This is a genomic window from Actinocrispum wychmicini, assembly GCF_004345645.1.
GTDB lineage: Bacteria > Actinomycetota > Actinomycetes > Mycobacteriales > Pseudonocardiaceae > Kibdelosporangium > Kibdelosporangium wychmicini.
In genome coordinates this window covers 141,146-164,945 of record NZ_SLWS01000009.1, presented here as the reverse complement: position 1 = coordinate 164,945, position 23,800 = coordinate 141,146, and the positions used below count along the sequence as shown (strand labels likewise).

14 protein-coding genes and 1 pseudogene are annotated in these 23,800 nt (G+C 68.5%); 6 read left to right on the top strand and 9 right to left on the bottom strand.

Features of this window, described 5'->3' with window-relative positions:
* Positions 1-127: 127 nt before the first annotated feature.
* Entirely contained in the window at positions 128-1,321 is a 1,194-nt protein-coding gene (locus EV192_RS36360) for a PucR family transcriptional regulator (RefSeq protein WP_132123164.1), read from the top strand.
* A gap of 107 nt (positions 1,322-1,428) precedes the next feature.
* On the opposite strand, the gene EV192_RS36355 is transcribed toward EV192_RS36360, so the two are convergent.
* Positions 1,429-2,142, bottom strand: coding sequence for a GntR family transcriptional regulator (locus tag EV192_RS36355; protein ID WP_165960818.1), 714 nt, complete (start codon positions 2,140-2,142; stop codon positions 1,429-1,431).
* A 40-nt stretch (positions 2,143-2,182) separates the two neighbouring features.
* Here EV192_RS36355 and EV192_RS36350 point away from each other — a divergent pair, with 40 nt between their 5' ends.
* The 3 genes from EV192_RS36350 to EV192_RS36340 all read left to right on the top strand — a co-directional run bounded on the left by EV192_RS36350 (position 2,183) and on the right by EV192_RS36340 (position 7,116).
* Entirely contained in the window at positions 2,183-3,808 is a 1,626-nt protein-coding gene (locus EV192_RS36350; protein WP_132123162.1) for a PucR family transcriptional regulator, read from the top strand.
* Positions 3,809-3,923: 115 nt separating this feature from the next.
* Positions 3,924-5,501: an ABC transporter substrate-binding protein gene (locus EV192_RS36345; protein ID WP_132123161.1), complete on the top strand. Its 1,578-nt coding sequence runs from the start codon at positions 3,924-3,926 to the stop codon at positions 5,499-5,501.
* A 13-nt stretch (positions 5,502-5,514) separates the two neighbouring features.
* On the top strand, positions 5,515-7,116 hold the full coding sequence (locus EV192_RS36340; RefSeq protein ID WP_132123160.1) for an N-acyl-D-amino-acid deacylase family protein: 1,602 nt from the start codon (positions 5,515-5,517) through the stop codon (positions 7,114-7,116).
* Between the two features lie 46 nt (positions 7,117-7,162).
* On the opposite strand, the gene EV192_RS36335 is transcribed toward EV192_RS36340, so the two are convergent.
* Complete coding sequence (locus EV192_RS36335; RefSeq protein WP_243727302.1) at positions 7,163-8,749, bottom strand: M1 family metallopeptidase; 1,587 nt, start codon at positions 8,747-8,749, stop codon at positions 7,163-7,165.
* Between EV192_RS36335 and EV192_RS36330 the strand changes: the two genes are divergently transcribed.
* Positions 8,692-11,184 carry a diaminopropionate ammonia-lyase gene (locus tag EV192_RS36330; protein ID WP_165960817.1) on the top strand — a complete coding sequence of 831 codons (2,493 nt, stop codon included), beginning with the start codon at positions 8,692-8,694 and terminating at the stop codon, positions 11,182-11,184. The two genes, EV192_RS36335 and EV192_RS36330, sit on opposite strands and share 58 nt — an antisense overlap.
* A complete protein-coding gene (locus tag EV192_RS36325; protein WP_165960816.1) occupies positions 11,184-14,351 on the top strand; it encodes a serine hydrolase in 3,168 nt (1,055 codons plus the stop codon). Before EV192_RS36330 ends, EV192_RS36325 begins: the two co-directional genes overlap by 1 nt.
* Positions 14,352-14,359: 8 nt before the next feature.
* Here EV192_RS36325 and EV192_RS36320 read toward each other — a convergent pair.
* The 7 genes and pseudogenes from EV192_RS36320 to EV192_RS36290 form a co-directional block, all read right to left on the bottom strand.
* A pseudogene (locus EV192_RS36320) lies at positions 14,360-15,076 on the bottom strand (ATP-binding cassette domain-containing protein); the annotation flags it as partial.
* Positions 15,069-16,943: a dipeptide/oligopeptide/nickel ABC transporter permease/ATP-binding protein gene (locus tag EV192_RS36315; RefSeq protein WP_132123155.1), complete on the bottom strand. Its 1,875-nt coding sequence runs from the start codon at positions 16,941-16,943 to the stop codon at positions 15,069-15,071. The pseudogene EV192_RS36320 and the gene EV192_RS36315, both read right to left, overlap by 8 nt.
* 3 nt (positions 16,944-16,946) lie before the next feature.
* Positions 16,947-17,930, bottom strand: a complete 984-nt coding sequence (locus EV192_RS36310) for an ABC transporter permease (RefSeq protein WP_132123154.1) — start codon at positions 17,928-17,930, stop codon at positions 16,947-16,949.
* Positions 17,931-18,037: 107 nt separating this feature from the next.
* On the bottom strand, positions 18,038-19,015 hold the full coding sequence (locus EV192_RS36305) for a methyltransferase domain-containing protein (RefSeq protein ID WP_132123153.1): 978 nt from the start codon (positions 19,013-19,015) through the stop codon (positions 18,038-18,040).
* A gap of 136 nt (positions 19,016-19,151) precedes the next feature.
* Positions 19,152-20,408, bottom strand: a complete 1,257-nt coding sequence (locus EV192_RS36300; protein WP_132123152.1) for an alpha/beta fold hydrolase — start codon at positions 20,406-20,408, stop codon at positions 19,152-19,154.
* 58 nt (positions 20,409-20,466) lie between these two features.
* On the bottom strand, positions 20,467-22,659 hold the full coding sequence (locus tag EV192_RS36295; RefSeq protein WP_132123151.1) for a M9 family metallopeptidase: 2,193 nt from the start codon (positions 22,657-22,659) through the stop codon (positions 20,467-20,469).
* Positions 22,660-22,794: 135 nt separating this feature from the next.
* Positions 22,795-23,745, bottom strand: a complete 951-nt coding sequence (locus EV192_RS36290) for a LysR family transcriptional regulator (RefSeq protein ID WP_132123150.1) — start codon at positions 23,743-23,745, stop codon at positions 22,795-22,797.
* Between the last annotated feature and the right edge of the window lie 55 nt (positions 23,746-23,800).

Below are 23,800 nucleotides of genomic sequence, written 5' to 3'. Positions count from 1 at the left end.
GACGTCGTCGGCCGGCGGTCAGCAGTGAGTCTCGTGGACGGCTCGTTCGGGGCAGTACCGACGAGTGTCGAGTCCTTGTCCGTCTACTTCAGACATGTGTCGGACGGCCGGTCGATACGCTCGGAGCATGGCGTCCGAACTGCAACGGCTGGTCGACAGCGTGGGCAGCCGGCTGGGCCGGTCCGTGGCGATCGACGACGCCGGAATCCGGTTGCTGGCTTACAACGCGCACGTCCGTGAGGTGGACGAGGTACGTACGGGCTCGATCCTGCGGCGCGGCGTCCCGCGTGCGGTCGTCGACCACGTCCGCCGGCACTGCGGCGGGGCGGAGGGGCTGTTCACCGTGCCGGCGGACGCCGTCCTGGGGCTGCGGATCGACCGGATCGGGATGCCGGTGCGGCACAACGAGGACCTGCTGGGCTTCCTGTGGCTGTTGGCGTCGGACGGCCCGGTCACCGCCGAGGACGAAGCGGTCCTGCGGCGGACGGCGGAAACGGCCGCGTTGATCATGCACCGCGAGTACCTGATCGGCGAGCTGACCAGGGGCCGCGAGCGGGAACTCGCCCGGGATGTGGTGTCCGGCGACGAGGTGCTCAGGGACCAGGCAGCGGGCCAATTGGTCGAGGAAGGCCTGTTCGTCGTCGGCCCGGTTGCCGCGATGGTGGTCCGCCTCGCGCGTACCCCGGTGGCCGAACAGGACCGGCTCGCGCTCGCCGCCGGGTTGGAACTGGCCCGGCATCGCAGCCCGCAACGCCACTTGGTCCAGTTGGAACGCCCCGACCACGGGATTCTGCTGCTCGCCCGGCCCACCGGCGACGACCTGCGTCAATTGGGCACCATGATCCGTGACCGCGTGCTGCGTGAAGCCGTAGCCCCGGCGGCGTGCTGGGTCGGCATCGGCGGTCGGCGCGACGACCTGAGCACGGTGTATCAGTCCTATGTGGAAGCCCGCGCGGCCGCCGACATCGCCCGGGACGTCCGCGTGCTCGGTCCAGTGGTGTGCCACAGCGAACTCGGCGTGTACGGCATGCTGGCCGAACTACCGGCCGAACGCCTGGCCGGCAGCATCCCGGCCGGCCTGCGCACGTTGCTCACCAGCCACGCCGCCGCGGACGACGCGTTGATCACCACGATCGAGACGTTCCTGGACAACGCCGGCCACATCAAACGCACCGCCGAGCAACTCGGTCTGCACCGGACCAGCCTGTACTACCGGCTGCAACGGGTGGAGCAGGAGACCGGTCTCGACCTCCGCAGCGGCGACGACCGGCTGATCCTCCATTTGGGACTGAAGATCGCCCGGCTGATCGAGCCACGTTGAGCTGGGTCGACCGGCGGGCCGGCCAAGGTCATCCCTGGTGCCGATGCGCGATCACCTCGGGTCGTACTTGACTCGTCCGGGAAAGGGCACAGGAGGTGAACCGTATGTCAGGTGTTGTGCCGGCGGATCCGGTCCAGGCTGCGTTGCCAGTTCTCGGTGATCGCGCTCTCGGCCGCGCCCAGATCCCCCTTCGCCAACGCGGATATCGCGCGTTTGTGCTCGTGCACGGACTGGTTCGCGGTGGTGCCGCCGGCGAAGTACGCGACCTCAAGGCGACGCAGGTGCACCGTCAGGTCACCGACGATCGACGTCAACCATGTGTTGTCCGCGATGGCGATGATGACGTCATGGAAGTCGCTGTCGGCTTTGGCCGCCGCGGCGGCGTCGCCCGCGCGCACGGCCTTCGCGAGTCGCTTGTTGGCGGCCTTGAGTTCGGCGATCCGGTCGGCCGGCCACGGGCCGCCCAGGCTGATCGCGAGACCTTCCAGGGTCCAGCGGATCGGGTAGATCTGTTCGGCCGCGGCGACGTTCAACTCGGCCACCCGGGTCCACCTGCTCGCCTCGGTGGTGACCAGGCCTTCGTCCTCCAGCCGGCGGATCGCCTCACGCACCGGCGTCCTGCTCACCTCCAGCAGGTCGGCGATGTCCTTGTCGCGCATCCGGGTGCCCGGCGGCAGCCGGCCGTCGACGATCCACTCCAGGACGCGCGCGTAGACATGGTCTCGAAGCAGTCTGGAGCCTGAGGACGGCCTGGTGGGTGCGTCGCGTGCGGCAGCGGCCACCAGGAGTTGATAAGAGCTGTCCGGGGGCTCATGATCCATGAATACCAATATATCGGAATATCGCAGCCTGGAGGCGCAGATGTTGTCCGTCGCCACCCTGAGCAACCGCCCGAGACTGACCGTCACGAGAGTGCTGTCCAGCCAGCACGAGGCGTTGCTGACCATGGGGTACGGAGATCCCGACGCGCTGGTCGACGTCGGCGGGGTGGCCATCTACGACGGGGTGGACCAGCCCGACTGGTCACGCGGCGCGATCCTGCTGGGCGTCGGTCTGCGTGGCGCCGACCAGATCGCCCAGGCCCTGCATGACCTCGGCGTCCGAGGCGCCGCCGCGCTCGTCGTTCGCGACCCGGTACCACGCTGCTCCACCATCTCCGCGGCCGCCGCGAGTAGCGGTGTCGCGGTGCTCGTCCTGGCCGAAGGCAGATCGTGGTTGCAGGTCAACTCGATGCTCGAAGCGCTGGTTTCCGCCGACGAGAACAGCGAAACACTGTCCGGCATCCCCACCGGAGACCTCTTCACGCTGGCGAACGCGGTGGCGGCGTTGCTGGACGCGCCGATCACCATCGAAGACCGCGACGGCCGGGTGCTCGCCTTCTCCGACAGGCAGGACGAGGCGGACCCGTCCCGGGCGGCCGCCATCGTGGAACGCAGGGTGTCGGCCGAGAACCTGCGGGCACTCGAGTCACACGGCGTGTTCGACCGCCTTTACCGCACGGACGAGCCGGTCTACGTCAGCCCGCGCGGCATCCAGATCGACGGCTTGTCCGTTCCTCGGGTGGCCATCGCCGTCCGGGCCGGCAACGAGATCCTCGGCTCGTTGTGGGCGGCCGGGCCGGTCGACCTCGGCCCCGACCGGGTTCAGGCGTTTCGGGACGTAGCCAGGTTGGTCGCGCCGCACATGCTGAGCCAGCGGGCCGGCGCGGACATCCAACGCCGGCTGCGGGCGGAGCGGCTGGAGGCGGTGCTCGACGGCGGCCGCGACGCCGCCCACCGGCTGGGGCTGCTCGACCAGCCCGCGATAGTGCTCGCGCTCGCCGTTCCCGACTCGGCCAACGGCCTGGACGCCTCACGGACCGCCGAACGGCAGTTGCTCTCCGACGCGTTCGCCATGCACCTGACGGCCGCGCACCCCCGCGCCATCGTCGCGCTGATCGGCGACACGACCTACGGGATCCTGCCGGTCAAGGCCACGAACGGCGCGGCCCAGCAGCGAGCGACCCGGTTGTCGGCGAACTTCCTCGACCGGGCCGGCGGCAAGGTCCGGGCGTTCATCGGGATCGGATCGGTGGCGTCCGGGTCCGCTGGCCTCCCTGGCTCCCGGCTGTCGGCCGACCGTGCCCTGCGTGTGCTGCGGCTGTCGAACGGCCACGTTCGGGTGGCGAACATCAGTGAGGTGTACGTCGAGGCGCTGTTGCTGGAGTTACGGGAACAGATCGACGTCCGCGGCGACGTGGTGCGCGGTCCGGTGACCCGGCTCGCCGAATACGACCGCAAACACGGAACGTGTCTGGTGCGAACCCTCTCGGCGTGGCTCGACTGCTTCGGCGACGTCGCCGACGCGGCAGCCGCGGTCGGTGTGCACGCGAACACGTTCCGGTACCGGCTGCGTCGGCTGGCCGAGGTGGCCGGGATCGACCTGGGTGACGCCAACACCCGGTTCGCGGCCATGCTCGTGCTGCGCCTGATGGCCGACGATCTCTGACTGCCGCATTGTCGAGTGCGATCAATCCAGGCGCCGCATTTGGTCGGTTCGCTCATTGAGTCGCCAGGGTGTCGCGGCCGAAGCTGGCACGACGAAATCCCGCCTTGGAGGATGAATGAAGCGCACCACGTGGATCGCCACGGCAGTTACCGTGGGCCTGGTCGTGTCCGGGTGCACTTCGCCAGGCAACGGCGCCTCGGACGGCGGCAAGCTGGTCAACGGGGGCACGTTCACCCTGGCCGTCGACACCGACCTGGGCAACCTGAACCCGTTCACGACGACCCTGGGCGCCACCAACCAGTTCGACCAGTTCCTCTACCAGGGCCTGGTCGACCAGGACGCCGCGGGCAACGTCGTCGCCTCGCTGGCCGAGACCTTCGACGCCACCCTGACCACGGCACATTTCACGATCCGCAAGGGCATCACGTGTTCCGACGGCCAGCCGTTCAGCGCCGCCGACGCCGCCGCGACCATCAACTGGGTCGCGGACCCCGCCAACAAGGCCGCGATCCTGGGCCAGACCGTCCAGGTCGGGACCACGGCGACGGCGGACGAGGCAGCCGGGACCGTCACCGTGACCAGCGGCGAGCCGGACGCCTTCCTATTGCTCGATCTCGGCAGCGTCGCCATGGTCTGCCGGAACGCGCTGCGGGATCCGACCCTGCTCGCGGCCGGCAAGGGCGGCACCGGGTTGTTCACGCTCGCCGACAGCGTGCCCGGCGACCACTACACCGCGAAACGCCGCACCGACTACGCGTGGGGCCCCGGCGACTGGCAGAACAACCAACCCGGGCTGCCGGACCAGGTGGTCGCGAAGGTCGTGGAGAACCCGACCACGGCGGCCAACCTGCTGCTGTCCGGCCAGCTGAACTCCGCGGACATCACCGGACCGGACGAGCAGCGGCTGCGCTCAGCGAACTTGTTCCGGATCGACAGCTGGAGTGTCGAAGGGGAGATCTGGTTCAACGAACAGGCGGGACATCCCGGTGCGGACGAGTCGGTGCGGCGGGCCATCATCCAGGCCCTGACCCTGCCCGAGATCGGCAAGGTGCTCACCGGCGACGCCGGCAAACCCGCCGACCAGATGCTCGCGGGCACCACTCCGCAACCGTGTCCCGGCAACACGATCGACGGCAACCTGCCGCCAACCGACGTGTCCGCCGCGAAGACGGCGTTGGACGCCGCCGGCTGGTTGCCGGGAGCCGAAGGCTACCGGCACAAGGAGGGATCGCCGCTGACCTTCGTGCTGGCCCACTTCACGTCACCGGGCCGGCAGACCGAGGCGGTCGAACTCGTTCAGCAGCAACTGAAACAGGTCGGTGTCAAGGTCGAGGCCAAGGCGGGCGACGGCGTCTCGTTCAACAACGTGGTTGTCTCGGGGGCCTTCGACATGGCGTTGGTCGGTGTCGGCGAACACCTGCCGAGCCAGCTGGCCCCGCTGTTCTCCGGGCCGGGCTTCGCCGACGGCGGCAAGAACCTGGGCAGCGTCCACAATCCCACGTACGACGCCCTGGTGCGGAAGGCGTCCTCGATGTCGGGCAAGGACGGCTGTGCGACGTGGAACCAGGCCGAGTCGGAGCTGATCAAACGCGTCGACATCGTGCCGTTCTACCTGTTGCCCACACCCAACTTCGGTCGCGGAGCGACCTACAGCAGCGTTCAGTTCCCGTGGTCGATCCGGATGACGGCATAGGAGAGCAGGCGGAATGTCAGACACCACACTGATCCAGGGCGGCACGGTCTACGACGGTCTGGGTGGTCCCGGCCAGCGAGCGGACCTGTTGGTCGACGGCGACCGAATCGGCGCCGTCGTCCCGCCGACCGACGAGCCCGCAGCGGTCGACGTGCTCGACGCCACCGGATGCGCTGTCGCGCCAGGATTCATCAACATCCTCAGCCACGCCTACGGCACCCTCCAGCAGGACGGGCGAGGCCTGTCCGACCTGCGCCAGGGGGTCACCACCGAGGTCTTCGGCGAGGGCCTCTCGCTCGGCCCGCTCACCGAGGAGCTCGCCGAACTGGTCCTGGGCCAGCTGGTCGAGCACAGTGGCGTCCGGCACTGGTGGCCCCGGCTGGCCGACTTCCTCACCAGCCTGCAGTCCCGCGGGGTCGCGCCGAACGTCGCGAGCTTCGTCGGCGCGCACAACCTGCGGATGTCGCAGGCCGGAGCGGACAACCGTCCGTTGACCGGTCAGGAACTGGCGCGGGCCAAGGCTTTGCTGAACGAGGAGCTCGCCGACGGCGCGTTGGGGGTGGGCTCGGCACTGATCTACCCGCCGGGCAGCTACGCGTCCACTGAGGAACTTGTCGAGTACGCGCGGGTCATCGCCGAGCACGACGGTCTCTACATCTCGCACATTCGCAGCGAAGGTGACCGCCTGCTGGAAGGGGTACGGGAGGTCCTCACCATCGCCGAGCGGAGTGGGGTCAGGTCGGAGATCTATCACCTCAAAGCCGTCGGCAAGGCGAACTGGCCCCAGCTGTCGGACGCCATCCACGAGATCAACGAGGCGCGAGCCAAGGGACTGGCCGTCACGGCGGACGTGTACCCGTACACCGCGGGTATGACCGCGTTGCACGCGGTCATACCACCCGTGCTGCACGACGGCGGGGCCCCCGCGCTGCTGGGCCGGTTGCGTGACCACGGGTTCCGGGCCGAGGTCAAACGGCAGATCCGCACGCACGAGGGCGACTGGGAGAACCTGTACCAGGCCGCCGGCGGCGGCACCGGCATCCTGCTGCTGGCCGACCTCGCCGACGGCCGCCCGTACGGCGGTATGACGCTCACCCAGATCGCGGCGGCGCAGGGACAGGCGGACGAACTCGACACCCTGATCGACCTGGTCCTCGCCGAACCCGATCTGGAGGCCGCGTACTTCATGGGACACACCGACAACATTCGGATGGCGCTGCGGCAACCATGGGTGTCGGTCGGATCGGACTCCGAGGCGATCTCGGTCGAACTGGCCGAGCATGTCCCGGTGCACCCCAGGGCGTACGGCGCCTTCGCCCGCATTCTCGGCCGGTACGTGCGGGAGGAGGGCGTCCTCAGTCTGGCCGAGGCGATCCGCCGGATGACGTCCCTGCCGGCCGACGTCCTTCGGTTGCGTGGTCGCGGCCAGTTGACGGTCGGCTCGTACGCGGACGTGGTGGTGTTCGATCCGCAGACCATCAACGACCACGCGACTTACGCGCAGCCACACCAGTACGCCACGGGAGTACGCCACGTCGTCGTGAACGGAGTTGTGGCGTTGCGGGACGGCGAACCCACAGGCGCATTGCCAGGGCGTGCTCTTCGTCGCGGCTGACCAGGCCGCTGTCCCGGACTGCGGTGGTCCGGGACAGCGGTCCGCGTCACGGTTTCAGGTTCCCGGGCCAAAGGTACCGGTCGGCCGGAATCGTGGTGCTGTCCAGCCAGGCGCGGGTGAATGCGGACAGGTCCTGCGCGGAATAGCATTCCATTGACGCGATGAACTGTTGCAGCGTCGCATTCGAGTCGCGGTGCGCCTGCGGAAATGCTTTCAGTGCCGCGAAGAACGCACGGTCGCCGACCTGACGCCGTAACGCGTGCATGAACAGCGGGCCGCGATAGTAGACGGCGTTGGCCATCTCGCTGTCCGGGCCGCCGTCGTGGAGCTTCGCACTCCAGAACGTCGGGTTGGTCAGGTTCTTCGACACGGTCTCGCGGTAGTTGCGGTCCAGGTCCAGTCCTTCTTTCTGGGCGCTCCACAGGTCCTCTGTGTACGCCGCCACGCACTCCTTGAGACAGAGATCGGACCAGTTCCACAGCGAAACCGAATCGCCCCACCACTGATGGGCGTTCTCGTGCACCAAGTTCCGGGCGTTGGCGACGGTTCCGCTGCCCTGGGCGATGATGTACACCGATCGGCCCTGCGCTTCGAGCGCCCCGGTAAAGGGGCCGAATTCGTAGACTCCGCCGCCGGTGTCGATCGGATATGCGCCGAACAGCGACTCTTCGAAGTCCAGGATCTCGGGGAGGCGTTTCTCGACCGGGATGTTCCCCTCTGTTCCCGGTGCGAACGCGCTGACCAATGGCATCCCGTTCGAGCGCCGCTGGGTCAGTAACGTGAAGCGGTCAATGGCGATCGTCGTGAGATACCCCGTGATCGGGGTGCGCTCCCGCCAGGTGTACGTCGTCTTGCCGGCGGTGTTCAAAACGTTCTCTCTAACACCGTTAGAGAGAACTGACCACCCTGCCGGAACGGTGGCGCGCAGGGTGAACGTCGCCTTGTCCCGCGGCGTCTCGTTGACCGGGAACCAGCTGGACGCGGCCTGGCGTTCCCCCACCGCGTACGCGCCGCCGCTGGGGCGGAGGAACCAGGCGCCCGCGGGGTCGGGTACGCCGTGGTAGGCGACCTCGACGGTGAACTTCTGTCCTTTTCGGAGCGACCCGGCCGGTCGAACCACTAGTTCGTGCGCACTTTCCCGGCGGTGCGAAGCGTCCCTCGAATCGACTCGGACCGAATCGACGGTGAAGCCGAGCAGGTCGAGATTGAAACCCTTGAGCGCCTGGGTCGTCGTGGCGGAGATCTTCGCCACGCCCTTGAGCTGATGACTCGCGGGATCGTAGTCGATACTGATGTCGTAGTCGTCGACCTGATAGCCGCCGTTGCCGTCCTCCGGATAGTATGCGTCACCCGCCCCGGCCGAACCGTAAACCGGTGCGGCCGTGGCGATTCCGTTGGTCGTGCCGAGCAGAAGCGCCACAATCGCTGTTGTGCCGAGCACTTTTCTCGTCATCATGGCGCGACTGTAGCCACCGGAACCCGCTCGAACTCTACTGTTCGGAACCAGTTCGAGGCGGTGCTTTGGTTCGAAGCGACGAAGCGGTGGCGGCTGTTTCGGGCTTAGGGTCGGGCCCTGTGATTCAGGAATTGTGGCTGCGACCCGATATCGCGCGGCCGTCCGTCCCCACGGCACCGGCGGCCGACCCGCGGTGGTACCACCGGCGGCTGCCTGGCTACGCGGCGACACCCCTGTACGACCTGCCCGAGCTCGCGAACGAAATGGGTGTCGGACGGCTGTGGGTGAAACACGAATCAACCCGGTTCGGCCTGCCGTCCTTCAAGGCGCTGGGCGCCTCGTGGGCCGCCTATCGGCTGGTCGAACAACGCGTCGGGCGAAGCCTCCGGGACGAATGGTCGACCGTCGAGGACCTCCGTGCACTGCTGTCGAACCACGCCGACCTCACCCTCGTCACGGCGACCGACGGGAATCACGGCCGTGCGGTCGCCCGCGTCGCGGCGCTGTTCGGCATGTCCGCGCACATCTACGTGCCCGAAGGAACGGCAGCCGCTCGGATCCAGGCCATCCGCGCCGAAGGCGCCCGGGTCGACCAGACGGACGTCAACTACGACGAGACCGTGCGGATCGCCGCCGCGACCGCGAGCGGCGACCGGCTCATCGTGTCGGACACCTCGTGGCCCGGCTACGAAGAGGTCCCCGGGTGGATCTCGGACGGCTACTCGACGATGTTCCGCGAGATCCAGGCGGCACTGACTGAAAGCGGATCGTCCTTTCCGGACTTCGTGGTCGTCCCGGTGGGTGTCGGCGCGCTGGCGGCGGCCGCGGTCCGACATTTCGCCCATGGGCCGACGCGGGTGATCGCGGTCGAACCGGTGGGTGCCGAATGCGTCACCAGATCGCTTCGGGTGGCGGAGCGAACCACCGTTCCGGGCCCGCAGGTGTCCGAGATGGTGGGCCTGAACTGCGGCACGCCGTCCTTCACGACCTGGCCGTTGTTGAAGGCCGGACTGAGCGCCAGTCTCGTGATCGACGACAGCCCGATGCACGACGCGATGCGACGCCTGGCGCGACACGGAATCGCCGCCGGTGAGACGGGTGCCGCCGCGCTCGGCGGGCTGATCGCGTCCGATCACGATGTGCGGGAACTGCTTGGGGTGTCAGCGAAATCGTCCGTCCTGCTGCTGTGCACCGAAGGAGTGACCGATCCCGCGAACTACCTGGCTGTGGTGGGCACAACCAAGACGAAAGGAACCGACATGGTCGTCGACATCGAACACTGGCAGCGGCGGTTGCGAGACCTCACCGAGGAATACGCTGTTCCCGGTGCGTCGTTCGCGGCATTGGTGGACGGAACCGTGCACACGGCCGCTTCCGGAGTGCTCAACGTGAAAACCGGCGTGGAGACCACTGTGGACAGTGTGTTCCAGATCGGGTCGATCAGCAAGATCTACACCGCGACGATGGTGCTGCAACTGGTCGACGAGGGGCTGCTCGACCTGGACGCGCCGATCCTGCGATACGTGCCCGAACTCCAGCTGTCGAGCCCAGGGCTAGTCGACGGCGTCACGGTCCGGCATCTGCTCACCCACACGAGCGGCATCGACGGCGACTACTTCTTCGACGGTGGCCGCGGCGACGACTCCCTGAAACGATTTGTCGCGTCCTGCCTGATGATCGGGTTGACCCATCCGGTCGGAGCGACGATGTCGTACTGCAACGCCGGCTTCAGCCTCCTCGGCGCGATCGTCGAGCGGGCGACGTTCACCACCTGGGACACCGCTCTGCGGAACAGGATCATCGACAGGTTGGGTCTGGACAGCACCGCCACCCTGGCCGAGGACGTGATGCGGTTCCGCGTCGCCCACGGTCACGGCCTGACCGACGGCAAGCCGGTGTTGGCACCGACTTGGGCGTTGGCACGGTCCGTCGGGCCGGCGGGCGGAATCTGCGCGACAGCGTCGGACGTCGTGGCGTTCGCGCGTACCCACCTGCCCGGTTGCGACGCGATCCTGCCCGAGACCCGCGCCGCCCAAATGCTCGAACCTCAGACGCGGATCGCCAACGGAACCGGGCTCGACCAGCGATCGATCGGCCTGGGCTGGGCGATCAGCGAATGGGGCGGCCGGCTCGTGCACGGCCACGACGGGGGAACGATCGGCCAGAAGTCGTTCCTGCGGATTGTTCCCGACGCGGGTGTCGTGGTCTGCCTGCTCACCAACGGCGGCCGTACCGAGGAGCTGTACCGCCGGTTCCTCGGCGAGTTCCTGGCCGACGTCTGTGACCTGTCGATCCCACCGGCAGTGGAACCGCCGGCGACACCGGTCACAGTGGACGAGCAGGTCCACGTCGGCGTGTACGAACGATGGGGCGAGCGCCTGGAACTGACCGCCACCGAGGACGGGCTGCGGGCCAAGGTCACGATCACCACCGCGCTGTCCGAGACCCTGCCGGACGAAGTCGTCGAAGCCGTCTTGGTTCCGGTGCGGGAGAACGTGTTCCTCACCAGGGTCGACGATTCCGGCCCATGGACCGCGTTGACGTTCTACACCCTCGCCGATGGCAGCAGGTACGTCCATGTGGACGGCCGGGCGGCCCGCAAGATCTCCTGATGCGCAGGCGACTTCGGGGCAGCGACGTCGGACGGCTGGTGGTGCCGGAGGACGTCGCGATCGACCCGGCCGGACAACGAATCTGCTTTGTCCGGCGCCATGCTCAGGAAAGCACCGACCGGGACGTCCGCGGCCTCTGGCTGATCGACCCGTCGATGTCCGCGCCGGTCGAACTGACCGACGGCCACGAGCCGGCCTGGTCGCCTGACGGGACTCGACTGGCGTTTCTGCGTGCGAACCAGATCTGGTGCCTGGACATCGCGAGTCGCACTCCCACGCGACTCACGGATCTTCCCGCAGGACGTCCGGTGTGGAGTCCGGACGGCACCCGGATCGCGTTCCGGGCCCGGCCTGCCGACACCGGCTCACCGATCGTCACCAAGCGACTGGACTACCTGGAGGGTTGCTGGCACCTGCACGTCCTGGATGTCCTGACCGGTGAGACGCGTCGGCTCACCGACGGCGACTGGGACGCGTCGGACCCGGTGTGGTCGCCGGACGGCCGGACGCTCGCCTTCACCGCCGCGGCCGAGCCCAACGCCGACGTCGACCTGACGGTCGCCGCATACCTGATCGACATCGACGCTGATGCCGAGCCACGGCTGCTGGGGCCGGCCGACGGGCGGCTGAGTGGACTTCGCTGGCATCCAGATGGCCGTTCGCTGCTGGCGGTGGGACGGTTGGATACCAAGGTCGGCTTGTCGCAGTTGTTCCGTATTCGAACCAAGGACGGCGCCACCGAACAGATCACCGACGCCGACAGGTCGGTCGCCGCACCGCAGTTCGTGGCCGAGGGGCGCGGCGTGGTGTTCTGTGTCCGTGACGGCGGGGACACGTCGTTGAGCGTCCTCGATGTCGAATCAGGACAGGTCGAACGGCTGACCGACAGTGGGGTATCCGTCCTGGCGTTGTCGGTGTCGGACGGACGTGCCGCGGTCATCCTCGCGACACCGGACCTTTTCGGTGAGGTGGCCGTGGTCGACGTCGGCACGGGCCACGTCACCGTGCAGACTTCGTTGCAGCATGATTCGTTGCCTGATGTCGAACTGTTCACCCGCACACCCCGGTCCTTCACCGTCTCCGACGGCTCGACCGTGGCCGGCTGGCTGCTCACTGATCCGTCCGTGCCTGGTCCGAAGCCGCTGTTGGTGGACGTCCACGGTGGACCGCACAACGCGTGGGACGCCTGCGCGGACCGCGTGAACCTCCACCACCAGGTGCTGGCCGCACGCGGTTGGGCCGTGCTCACGGTCAACCCTCGGGGCAGCGACGGGTACGGCGAATCGTTCCTGACGGCCGCGATCGGCCGGTGGGGCGAAGCCGACATCGGCGACCTGCTGGAGCCGGTGGACGCCCTGGTGGCAGCGGGAATCGCGGATCCGGGCCGGCTGGCCGTCGCCGGCCACAGCTACGGCGGTTATCTGGCGTGCTACCTGATCTCGCACGACACCCGGTTCGCCGCGGCGGTGGTCAGCGCACCCGCCACCGACCTGGACAGCCTGGTCGGTACGTCGGATCAGGGCAACCATCTGGCCGTGCGGGAGTTAGGCGGGGCCGGCCCGGCTCTCGGCCGGTTCTCGCCGCTCGACCAGGTGGACCGGGTGACCACACCGACCTTGCTCCTGCACGGCACGGACGACGTCCGGTGCCCGATCGGCCAGTCCCAGCAATGGTTCGCGGCGCTGCGCCGGCTCGGCGTGCCGGTCGAGTTCGTCCGCTATCCGGGCGGCGACCACGACCTCGCCGAGTCCGGACGGCCGTCGCATCGCGTCGACGTGCTTGACCGCACGGTCACCTGGCTGTGCGAACACACCGCACGTCCAAGAGTGGTGGAGCGCGGCCGTGCGGAAGCTGATCAGTGGCAACGATTGCTGCGGCGGCTGGTCGACGTGAACGGGGTTCCAGGTGCTGTCCTCGGCGTTTTGCGAGAGGACGAGGTCAATGTCGTGGCGGCCGGCGTCCTGAACATCGACACCGGCGCGCCGGTCACCCCCGACTCGGTGTTCCAGATCGGATCGATCACGAAGGTCTGGACCGCCGCGATGCTGCTTCAGTTGTGCGACGAAGGAGTTCTCGACCTCGATCGCGGCCTGGCCGAGGTGCTGCCCGATCTGGTGCTGGCCGAACCGGACCTGGCCGGTCGGATCACTCCACGCGACCTGCTGCGGCACACCAGCGGACTGGACGGCGACCTGTACTTCGACACCGGGCGCGGCGCGGAAAGCGTGGCCCGACTCGTCGACAGGCTGCGCGACGTGCCGCCCTTGTTCGCCCCAGGGGAGACCTGGTCCTACAGCAACACCGGCTACGTCGTCGCCGCGCATCTGATCGAGCGGCTGACCGGGGAATCCTGGGACGCCGCGATTCGTCGACGCCTGATCGACCCGTTGGGACTCCGGTCGACGGTCACCTTCCCCGAAGACGCGCTGTTGCTGCCGACCGCGGTCGGCCACCTGGACCTGCCGGGTGCAGGCATCACCAGGACGCCGGTCTGGGGTCTACCCAGGTCGCTCGCCCCAGCGGGTGTCATCAACTCGACCGCGGGCGACGTCCTCACGTTCGCCCGGACGCTGATGTCGGACGGCGACCAGGTGCTGAGCCCGGCCAGCGTGGCCGCCATGCGGACCGAGCAGGCCCGGCTGCCCGATCTGTTCCCGGCCGCGGACTCGTGGGGCCTGGGCCTGACCCTCAGCCACGGCTACGACCGGCCCGTGGTGGGGCACGACGGCGGGATGATCGGCCAGGCCGCGTTCCTCCGGATGATCCCGGACAGCGGGATCGCGGTGGTCCTGTTGACCAACGGAGGCCACGCGAGCGAGCTGTTCGACCAACTCTTCGAGACGATCGGCGGACAGCTGGCCGGCCTCAGCCGGACAGTGCCACCCCAGCCGGAACCGACCGAGGACGACACCGCCCACTATGTCGGAACCTACCGCCGGGAAGGCAAGATCTTCGAGGTCACGCCCAGTGACCGAGGACTGCACGTGCACGTCACCTCGACCGTCGACCTCATCAGGCAGATCGGCCGCGGTGAAGACGAGTTCGACCTCGTCCCAGCCGGTGCGGGGCTGTTCCTGACCCAGGACGGCGGGCAGGCGGCGTTCTACCGGACCGCCGCCGGCCGGATGATCATGCACATGGGTCTGCGCGCCACCCCACGCGTCTAAAAGGCGGTGGCCGCGAGCAACAACTCCTGGGTGTAGGGATGTTGCGGACTGGCGAGCAGCTGCTCGGCGGGGCCGGCCTCCACGATGTGGCCCAGGTACATGACCGCGATGAAGTCGCTGACATACCGGACGACAGCCAGGTTGTGGGAGATGAACAACATGCTGAGCGCGAGTTCGCGTTGCAGCGCGCGGATCGTGTTGAGCACAGTGCCCTGAACCGAGACGTCCAACGCCGAGGTGATCTCGTCGGCGACGATGACCTCGGGTTGTCCGGCGAGAGCCCGCGCCAACGCGACACGTTGCCGCTGACCGCCGGACAACCGGCCGGGCAGCGCGGTCGCGGTCGCCGGATCGAGGTTGACCAGTTCGAGCAGCCGGCAGGCCTCCGCTCGACGCGCCGCCCGGCTGGCCCGCGGCATGGTCTCGGCGACGCACTCGCCGATGGTCATCCGCGGGTTCAGCGACCCGTACGGGTCCTGGAAGATCATCTGCAGGGGATGTTTTCCTTGCCGGCGCAGTGCGCCGAGATCGGTGCCGGCCAAGGTGACCCGGCCCGCGCTGACCGGCGCCAGCCCGACCGCCGTTCGGGCCAAAGTGGACTTTCCCGAGCCGGATTCGCCCACCAGGCCGACGACCTTGCCGGCCGGGACGAGCAGGCTGACGTCCCGGACCGCGGTCAACGCTCCATAGTGGACAGAGACGTTCTCGAACCGCAGATCACTCACCTGTGCGCTCCAGAGTTCGTGGGTGCCAGCACGCCACCCTGTGTCGTTCGCCGAGGTGGACGAGGGCGGGGTCGTCGGTTCGACATCGTTCGTCGGCGGCCGGACACCGCGGCGCGAAAGCACAGCCGGGCGGCAGTTCGTCCGGGTGCGGCGGCCGACCCGGGATGGACGCGAGCGGCTGGGTGCGGTCGGTGCTCATGTCGGGGACACTGGCGAGCAGCGCGCGGGTGTACGGGTGGCTGGCCTCGGTGACGAGATCCCGGACGCGGATGTCCTCGACGATCCGCCCGGCGTACATCACCAGGACCCGGTCGCAGAAGCGTCGAACCACCGCGATGTCGTGCGAGATCAGCAACACCGCCGTGGCCGCCGTCTCCCGCACGTCCGCGAGCAGTCGAAGGACTTGGCTCTGCACGGTGACGTCGAGTGCCGTGGTGGGTTCGTCGGCGATGATCAGCTTGGGCGTCCCCATCAGTCCCATCGCGATCATCGCGCGCTGCCGCATTCCACCGGAGAACTCGTGCGGGTACTGGTGGGCCCGACGGGCGGCGGACGGGATCCGGACCGACTGGAGCCGGTCGACCGCCTTGGCCAGGGCTCTGGTCCGGCTCATGCCCTGGTGGTGTTCGGCGACCTCGGCCAGCTGCCGGCCCACCTTCATGGTCGGGTTCATCGACGTCATCGGGTCCTGGAAGACCATGGCGAGCGACGTCCCCAGCACCCGGCCGGGCGCCTGCGCCAGCGGCAGGCCGCCGAACGTGAGCGCCTCGGCGGTGACCAGTCCGGGACGCTCGATCAACTGGGCGATCGCCAACGCGGTCTGGCTCTTCCCGGAGCCGGACTCGCCGACGATCGCGGCCGCCTCACCCCGCCGGAGGCTGAAGCTCACCCCGCGGACCGGACTCGTCCACCCACCGCGCACCGGATGGGAGACCCGCAGATCCCGCACGTGCAGAATCGGCTCGACGGTGTCGTCGTGCTCGTCGTCGCGTGCAGTGGGCGACGGTCGACCGACACCGCGCCGCGAAGACGTCCGCTCGCCACTGATGACCTGCGCCGCGGCCTCACCGAACAGGTTGAACGAAAGCCCGGCCAGCACCACCAGCATCGCGGGCCCGAGCGCCGCGGCCGGGTTGACGTAGATGCTGGCGACGCCCTCGTTCAGGATGCGACCCCAGTCGTAGTCCGGCGGTTGGATGCCGATCCCCAGGAACGACAGGCCGGCGAACGTCAACAGGGTGCCGCCGACCCCGATCATGGCGTTGACGACCAGCTGTTCGCCGATGTTCGGCAGGATGTGCCGGGTGAGGATCCGGATGCGGGACACGCCCGACGCCAGCGCGGCGGCGACGAAGTCCTTTCCCGCCACCGCCGCCGCCAGCGTCTGGGTCAGCCGGGCGTAGAAAGGCGCCATCGCGACCGCGAGAGCGAGCACGGCGCCCTGGGTGGTGACCCCGAAGACGACGGCGAAGAACAGAATCAGCAACAGACCGGGAAAGGCCACGGCGATGTTGACGATCGCGGTGACGACGGTCCCCGCTCGTCGCCCCAGCACCGAAGGGGCCGTTCCGAGTGCGATGCCGAGCGCCGTGCCGACAAGCGTTGCCAGCACAGCGAGTTCGACTGTCAGACGAGTGGCGACGAGCAGGCGGTAGAGGATGTCCCGGCCCAGGCCGTCGGTGCCCAGCAGGTGTTTCGCGCTGGGCGCCCGCTGGATCGCCGCCGTGTCGACCGCCGCCGCCTGGTCGCTCCACAGTATCGGCGCGACGATCGCGGTGATCAGGACGACCACGAGCAGGATCGCGGCGGACGCGCCGACCGGACTGCGAAAGACTGGGAGCCACACCGCTCCACGTCGGCTGACCACGGATCAGGTCTCCTTCAGGGTCGTTCGCGGGTTGAGCAGCGCCAGCAGCAGGTCCACGACCAGGTTGACGACCAGGACCAGGCCGCCGTAGACCAGGACCATCGCCTGTGCGGTCGGGTAGTCCTTCTGCTGGATCGACTGGACGATCGTGGTCCCCAGGCCCGGCCACGCGAACACGTTCTCCACCAGCACGGTTCCGGCCATCAGACCGGTGAGCAGGATGCCGCCGAAGGTCAGGGTCGCGGTCAGCGCGTTCGGCATGGCGTGGCGGAGATAGATCAGCCGCGCGGGCAACCGCTTCGAACGCGCCGTCCGGATGAAGTCCTCACCGAGCACCGACAGTGTCTCGATGCGCACGATGCGTGCGAGCACACCGATCGGACTGGCGGCCAGCGCTGTCACCGGCAGGATGTACGACGAAAGATCGCCGCGGCCGGCCACCGGCAACCAGCCGAACTGCACCGCGAACAGGTAGACCAGGACGACCGCGAACAGGAAGTCGGGGATCGCGGCGATGATCATCGTGCCGCCGGCGAACCCCAGTTGCAGGACCGGTCGCCGACCGCCCCGGGTCAGCACCGCCGCCACCAGCCCGAGCGGCACGGCGATCAGCGCGACCACGAGGAACGCCAACACCGAGATCTCGACCGTCGCCGGCAGCCGTTGCGCGATGGTCTGCGACACGTCGACGTTGGTGACGATGGACGTCCCGAACCGCCCGGTCACCGTGTTCCCCAGGTAGTGCAGGTACTGCGACCAGATCGGATCGTCCAGGCCCAGCGCGGCCCGCCGGGCGGCGACGGCCTCGGGGGAGGCCCGCATCCCCATCGCCGCCCGCACCGGGTCGCCCGGAATGAGGTAGATCATGAAGAAGGAGGCGGTCACCAGCACCCAGATCGAGACGACCAGCCGGGTCAGCCGGCGCAGCAGATAGCCGGGCCACCGGCCGCCGACCGTCCGTTCGCCCAGCGCCGTCATGGTCGCCATGCTGATCCTCCGCCCGTCAGGTCGGTTGATCCTGCTCGTTTCAGCCATCGCGTGGTTCATCGCAACGAACGGAACTCACCGCCCCCTGTTGTGCGAACCTCCCAAGTTCAGTCGAACACCACAATGGACGGTGACGCGCCGTGCAACCGAACGGGCAGCGCTGACCTGGCGCGCAAGCCGGCGCGTTCCGCGTCGGGCAGCCACCGTTCCGGCTCGGGCATCAGCACGACGGCCCGCCCCTCAGGGGTGAGCACCCGCCGCACCTCCGCCCAGAACCGGTGCAGCGGCAACCCGCCCGCCGAGACCTGGCCGCCCCACGGCGGGTTCGTCACGACCGCCGCCACGCCGCCGTCCGTGAGTGGTAGCCGGCCTGCGTCCGCCACCGACCAGTGCAGCCGGGGTTCGTTCGTCGCGGCCGCACGGATCGCCGCCGGTTCGACATCGGTGCCCATGGCTTGGACGCCAAGAGCGCGGGCCTCGATCGGGATCGTCCCGACACCGCAGCACGGATCCAGCAAGCTGCGCGGGTTGTCCGCGAGCCGGCACATCGCGGCGGCCAACGGCGGATGTGACGCGCCAGGGCGGGACACCGTGCGGTAGTCACGTTGGTGCAGCGGCCGGTCCAGAACACGCAGGCCGATCATGGCGCGCTTGTCCTCGATCGTGACGCGCACGGTCGCGCCGCACCGCGGCCGATGCCGACCGGCCCGACGCGGGTGATAACGCAGCCGAAGCCGCTGTTCGAGCGCCCGGCCGACGGTGTCCTCAATGTCGTAACGGTTGTAGTTGCGGCGTCCGAGGAACGACGCCGTGACGTCAACTTCCTTATCCGGCAACGAAACCAGCTCGGCGGCCGCGTCGGCCAACGTGGTCAGGGCGGCCTTCGTGGGCCCGATGTCGTCGACGACGGCCAGGACCCGGACCAGATCGTCGGCGGTCCGCAGCCGGACGGCGTCCGGAAACCCCCGGAACCACACTTCACGGTGCCGAACGGCGTCCACCGAGCCGAACCGGCGGTCGGTGATCTCGGCGGCGACGACATGTTCGATCCCCCGCACAGTGCGGGCGACATAGTGGTGACGCAAGAAAACTCCACGCGCGAGAGCCCGGAGCGGGACAACCCCACCCCGCCTCGCCAACGCGGCGTACGAACGGAGGCGCTGGCGGCGGCCTAGCGCAGGTGGAAGAAGAACGTCGTCACACCACCATCGTATCCGGTCGTCAGAGGCGGCCCGCAGTCATGTCCATGAGGCGCGAGAGCACAGTGTCCCCAGCGGCGTTGACGCCGTCGTGCTGCCATTCGTTGGTCACCCAGGCGCAGGCCGCGCCCACTTGTCGCAGCGTGCGCAGCGAGAGTTCCGCGTCGACGTACATGTCGTCGTGGTAGACGATCGCGGCGACGGGGACCTGGTTGGCGGCCAGTTGCCGTGGGTCGTACAGCGGTGGCCAGTCGGTCCAGGACGCGAGCAGTTCGGCCGCGTCGGCGAACGGCCGCAGGGCCCTGATGTCCTCGAACATCCAGGGGTAGATCATCTCGCCGGTGAACAGCAGCGGGTCCGCCTCGGCGCTGAACCGGGGGTGTTCGGCCGCGATCCGGTGTGCGGCCCACGCCGTCGGCCGCGCGTCCTGGGCGAAGCACGCCTCCTGCAGGACGGTGAACAGTGGGTTGTCCACGAATCCTGTCTGCTGCGTGACCTGGAGCAGGAACGTGTCGGTGAGGTCCCCGGCGGTGTCGAACGCGTCGTCGAGGATCCAGTGGACCCGCTCGTAGCCATCGCCCATGCCGAACGCCAGGCCGAGGGTGCGCAGCCGACGCGTGGTGAGCAGGTCGCCGTCGGGGAGGAGGATCCGGCCGGTGTCGGCGAGGTCCGCGATCCGGCGCACGATGGCGGCGTCGTCGGGGTAGTACGTGTAGTACTCGGTGTTCTTGGCGTCGACCCGGGGGTAGGTGCGTCGGTAGACGTCCTGGGCGGTGGCGTCTAGTCCAGGTACCCCGCCGGTGATGTGGCACGCCCGCAGACCTTCCGGCGCGTACGACAGGTAGGTCAAGGTGATGAACCCACCGAAGCTCTGGCCGAGCGTCTCCCACGGTTCGTCGCCGCACAGCTGACGACGGATCAGCTCCGCGTCGCGCACGATGGCGTCGGCGCGGTGCAGCGACAAGTAGCGGGCAAGGTCCTTGTCGGACGGGAACCTGGCCGCCACGACCGGTGTGCTTCGGCCGGTTCCGCGTTGATCGAGCAGCAGCACCCGGTGGGTGCGGAGGGCACGCGCGAGCCAGCCCGGATACCGGCCTTGCGGGCGGGGTGCCTTGCCCCCCGGCCCGCCCTGCAGGAACAGCAGCCAGGGCAACGTGTCGGTGGCTCGGGCCGGGTCGACCACCTCGCGGGCGAACACCTCGATCGTGGGCCCGGTGGGGTCGTCGTGGTCGAGCGGGACGGTGAAGACGTGGTCGGTCACCGCGTGCCGTTGGTTCATTCGGGGTGTTCACCTCTGTGGGGGCGGGTCCCCGGGCAGGGACCCGCCGGTTAGGGGACTAGTACTGGGTGGTGACAGTGACTCCGCTGAACGCCGTGACGGCGTACAGGCTGACGTACCGGTAGCCGGACGTGGTGTTGGTGACGGTGATGGTTTCGTTGTTCCCCGCGTTGGTCGAGCGGGCGGTGTACGCGGTGCTTGTGGCCCAGGTGTCGGGGTTGTAGTAGAGGTCAGCGTTGCCGGTGCCGCCACTGGTGGTGATCTTCAGGGCGACCGTGCCGGCCGGCAGCCAGATGTACAGGTAGTCCAGGTTGCCCGCGGTGGCGGACCGGTTGGCGCGGGCGCAGTTGCGGTCCATCACGCGCGGATCCGGGTTCGTGCACGTGCTGGCCGATCCGCCCGCGATCGCGGTGAGCCAGGCGTCGAAGTCCGCGTCGTACCGGGTGCCGACGCCGTTCTGGTAGACCGCGATCCCGCCGGCGTAGTCACCGACCCGGAACCTGGCCAGCATGGCGTAGACGTCGGTGGGGTGTTTCTCCATCATGTACCGCACCGCCAGGTAGCCCCAGTTGTAGATCCGGGTCGAGTCGGCGTTGGCGTAGGTGGTCTGCCACAGGGTGCTCAACCGGTAGGTGTGCCTGCCCGCCTCGGCGATCGCCTCGGGGTAGCTGATCCCCCGGTAGGTGTACGAGATGTACTCGGCCACGCCTTCGATCCACCAGATGTCCGGCAGCGAACCGTCGAAGCCGCCCTGGGTGTCGAACCGGCCGTCCAGCACATGGGTGTACTCGTGGTTGAGGTTCCAGACCCGGGCGACGAACCCGTCGTCGAACGGCTTCTGGTACATGACCGTCACGACCATGTTGTTGGGATCGCTGGGGTCGCCGACGAGGGTCTCGCCGCCGTTGTCCGTGTCGTTGCCGTAGATCACCCAGGAGTAGACGGAGTAGTCCCACTTGCCGGCCCAGATCCCGAACGTGACCTTCGCTTCGTACTGGCCGGGGATCGGCCCGTTGTCCTTGACCTGGCTGTGGAAGTACGGGTCCTGGCCGCGCAGGCTCGCGCAGACCGCGGCGACTTCGCTCGCGGTCAACGCCTGCGCGCGGATTGTGCGGTTGTCACAGGCGTAGTTGACCGGCAACGACGCGGCGGTGAGCTGGGCGGGCAGGTCGCAGTTGCCGTAGTACGAGCACTGTGCCGCGTCATACTGGCCGGTCTGGAAGGCGACGTGGACCCACAGGTTCGCGGTGGGCCCGGTGATCGACGAGGCGGTCAGCAGCCCCTTGACCAGTGGGCGGATCTTGGCCCGCAACGCCGTGTGCTCAACCATCCGGGCCAGGTCGTTGCCGGCGTTGGAAGCCAGGACGTCGTTGGCGCCGCCGAGCAGGTCGCGGTGGTTGATCGCGAAGCTGTACAACGCGTCGACAATGCTTGGGTCCGCGGTGACCGCCGTGACGAACGCCGGGTTCTGGTTGCCCCGCCACAGGGGTGTGTAGACCGCGTTGAGGGCCCTGTCCATGCTCGGGTACGCGTCCCACGCGCTGGCGTAGGCGTTGAGGATCCGCTTGTACACGTTCAGGTAGGCCCCTTGCACGTTCGCGCTGTCGGTGACGATCACCGCCTGGGACAGCACATCGCCGTTGCCCGCGCTGACGTCGTTGGACCGAGGGTGGTTGAACAGCCTCGTCAACCCGGACTTCACGGCGTCGGTCAGCGCGTCGTACGGGCCGACGTCGGACGGGTGGTTGGACTGCACGTAGTAGCCGGCGCGCAGGAAGTACAGCAGCTCGTAGATGCCCGTGGAATCGTCGCCAGGGTAGGACGACGCGGTGTTCGTGACGCCGTTGGCCACGGAGAGCATCTGGGACTGTTTGAACACGGCCCGCGCGTCCGAGCCGGTCAAGTCGAACAGTGGGTTGATGCAGGTGAACCAGTCGATCGATTTGATGTAGGACACCAACGTGTCACCGGTCCGGCCGGCGAAATCGGCGGTGGTGCAGGACGCCAGGACCGCCGCGGTCCTTGGCCGCGGCTTGGCTTGGCTCAGCTCGACTGGCGCGCCCCGCAAGGTGGCAGGCAGCGGAGCGGACCGCAAAGCAGGGCGTTCGGAATCGCGGCTGGCGGACTGATCCGCCGACGCCGTTTGGCGGGCCGGGGACGCCGTGGCGGGCGCGGTCAGCAGACCGGCTGCCGTAATGGACGTTGCTATGCCGACGGCCAGGATTCTGGGCAGGGTAAATCGATGGCGCATCGCTACTCCCTCAAGGATTCGGATACCTGAAGAACCGCTCAGCGAGGAACGATGCGAAACGTCTCATCCGCGTCGGCCGGAGACAATGCCTTGAGGGACAGCACAATCAGCGAACTCGCCACAACATGCCGGGCTTCAGGGGCGATACGTTCGCGACGCCCACGTCTGGAAATGGGGAGCCTGCGCGATGAGATCCCGATAGGTCGCGGCGGCGGAACTGAAAACCGTCTCGACGACATCGTCGGTGACGCTCTCCCGGCGCCAGGCGAGCACGTACCGGCACCACAGCGGCGTGCCGGTCAGCGGTTTCACCACCACCCCGGGAATGGGCCTGATCGTCGCCTGCACCATGGACACCCCGAGCCCGTCAGCGATCATGTTCTGCAGCTGGAGCTGGTCGCCGAGGAACTCGTGGATCGTCGCCGGGGTGAAGCCGGCCGCCGTGCACGCCGCGTAGAACACGCCGGGCCAGCCGGCCCCGTCGTCCGGGGTCAGGAACCACGCGTCGTCGGCCAGGTCGGCGAGCGCGACCTCGGTGCCGTGCCGGAGCCGATGCTGAGCCGGCAACGCCACGAACGACGGCTCGGTGACGATACCCCGATGCGACACGGCGTCGGAATGCCGCAGCTCCAGGCCGGGATAGTCGGCGCCGATCGCGGTGTCCAGCTCGCCCCGCTCCAACAGGTCGATCATGTCGGAGGAGGCGTAGACGCTGGTGACGGTCAACGCCAGCGCCGGCAGGCGGCTGCGGATCCGGCCGACCATCCCGGCCAGCACCGGCGAGTTGGTCGCGGCCAGCCTGAGGACCTGCCGCTGTTCCGTGCCGTCCGCGGCCCGTCGCCGCCCGATGGCATCGGCCCTGGCCACGACGTCACGCGCCTGCGCAAGGACTTCCGCGCCGTACCCTGTCGGCTCCACCCCCACGGTGTTGCGCTCGAACAGCGGCTCGCCGAAGTACCGTTCGATCCGCTGGAGCTGGGTACTCAGCCCTTGCTGGGAGTACCCGAGCAGGCCCGCGGCCCGGCCGACGCTCCCGGCGTCGGCGATCGCGCACAGGACCCGCAGGTGGCGAAGTTCCAGATCCATCCGCGCACTCCTCGCCCCATCGCGCACACCCGAACAGGTGACCCCGCACGATAGT

Bases quoted from the DNA above. Each gene is read 5' to 3' on its own strand.
- EV192_RS36360 (WP_132123164.1), top strand. From the start codon at position 128: ATGGCGTCCGAACTGCAACGGCTGGTCGACAGCGTGGGCAGCCGGCTG.
- EV192_RS36355 (WP_165960818.1), bottom strand. From the start codon at position 2,142: ATGGATCATGAGCCCCCGGACAGCTCTTATCAACTCCTGGTGGCCGCT.
- EV192_RS36350 (WP_132123162.1), top strand. From the start codon at position 2,183: ATGTTGTCCGTCGCCACCCTGAGCAACCGCCCGAGACTGACCGTCACG.
- EV192_RS36345 (WP_132123161.1), top strand. From the start codon at position 3,924: ATGAAGCGCACCACGTGGATCGCCACGGCAGTTACCGTGGGCCTGGTC.
- EV192_RS36340 (WP_132123160.1), top strand. From the start codon at position 5,515: ATGTCAGACACCACACTGATCCAGGGCGGCACGGTCTACGACGGTCTG.
- EV192_RS36325 (WP_165960816.1), top strand. From the start codon at position 11,184: ATGCGCAGGCGACTTCGGGGCAGCGACGTCGGACGGCTGGTGGTGCCG.
- EV192_RS36310 (WP_132123154.1), bottom strand. From the start codon at position 17,930: ATGGCGACCATGACGGCGCTGGGCGAACGGACGGTCGGCGGCCGGTGG.
- EV192_RS36300 (WP_132123152.1), bottom strand. From the start codon at position 20,408: ATGAACCAACGGCACGCGGTGACCGACCACGTCTTCACCGTCCCGCTC.
- EV192_RS36295 (WP_132123151.1), bottom strand. From the start codon at position 22,659: ATGCGCCATCGATTTACCCTGCCCAGAATCCTGGCCGTCGGCATAGCA.
- EV192_RS36290 (WP_132123150.1), bottom strand. From the start codon at position 23,745: ATGGATCTGGAACTTCGCCACCTGCGGGTCCTGTGCGCGATCGCCGAC.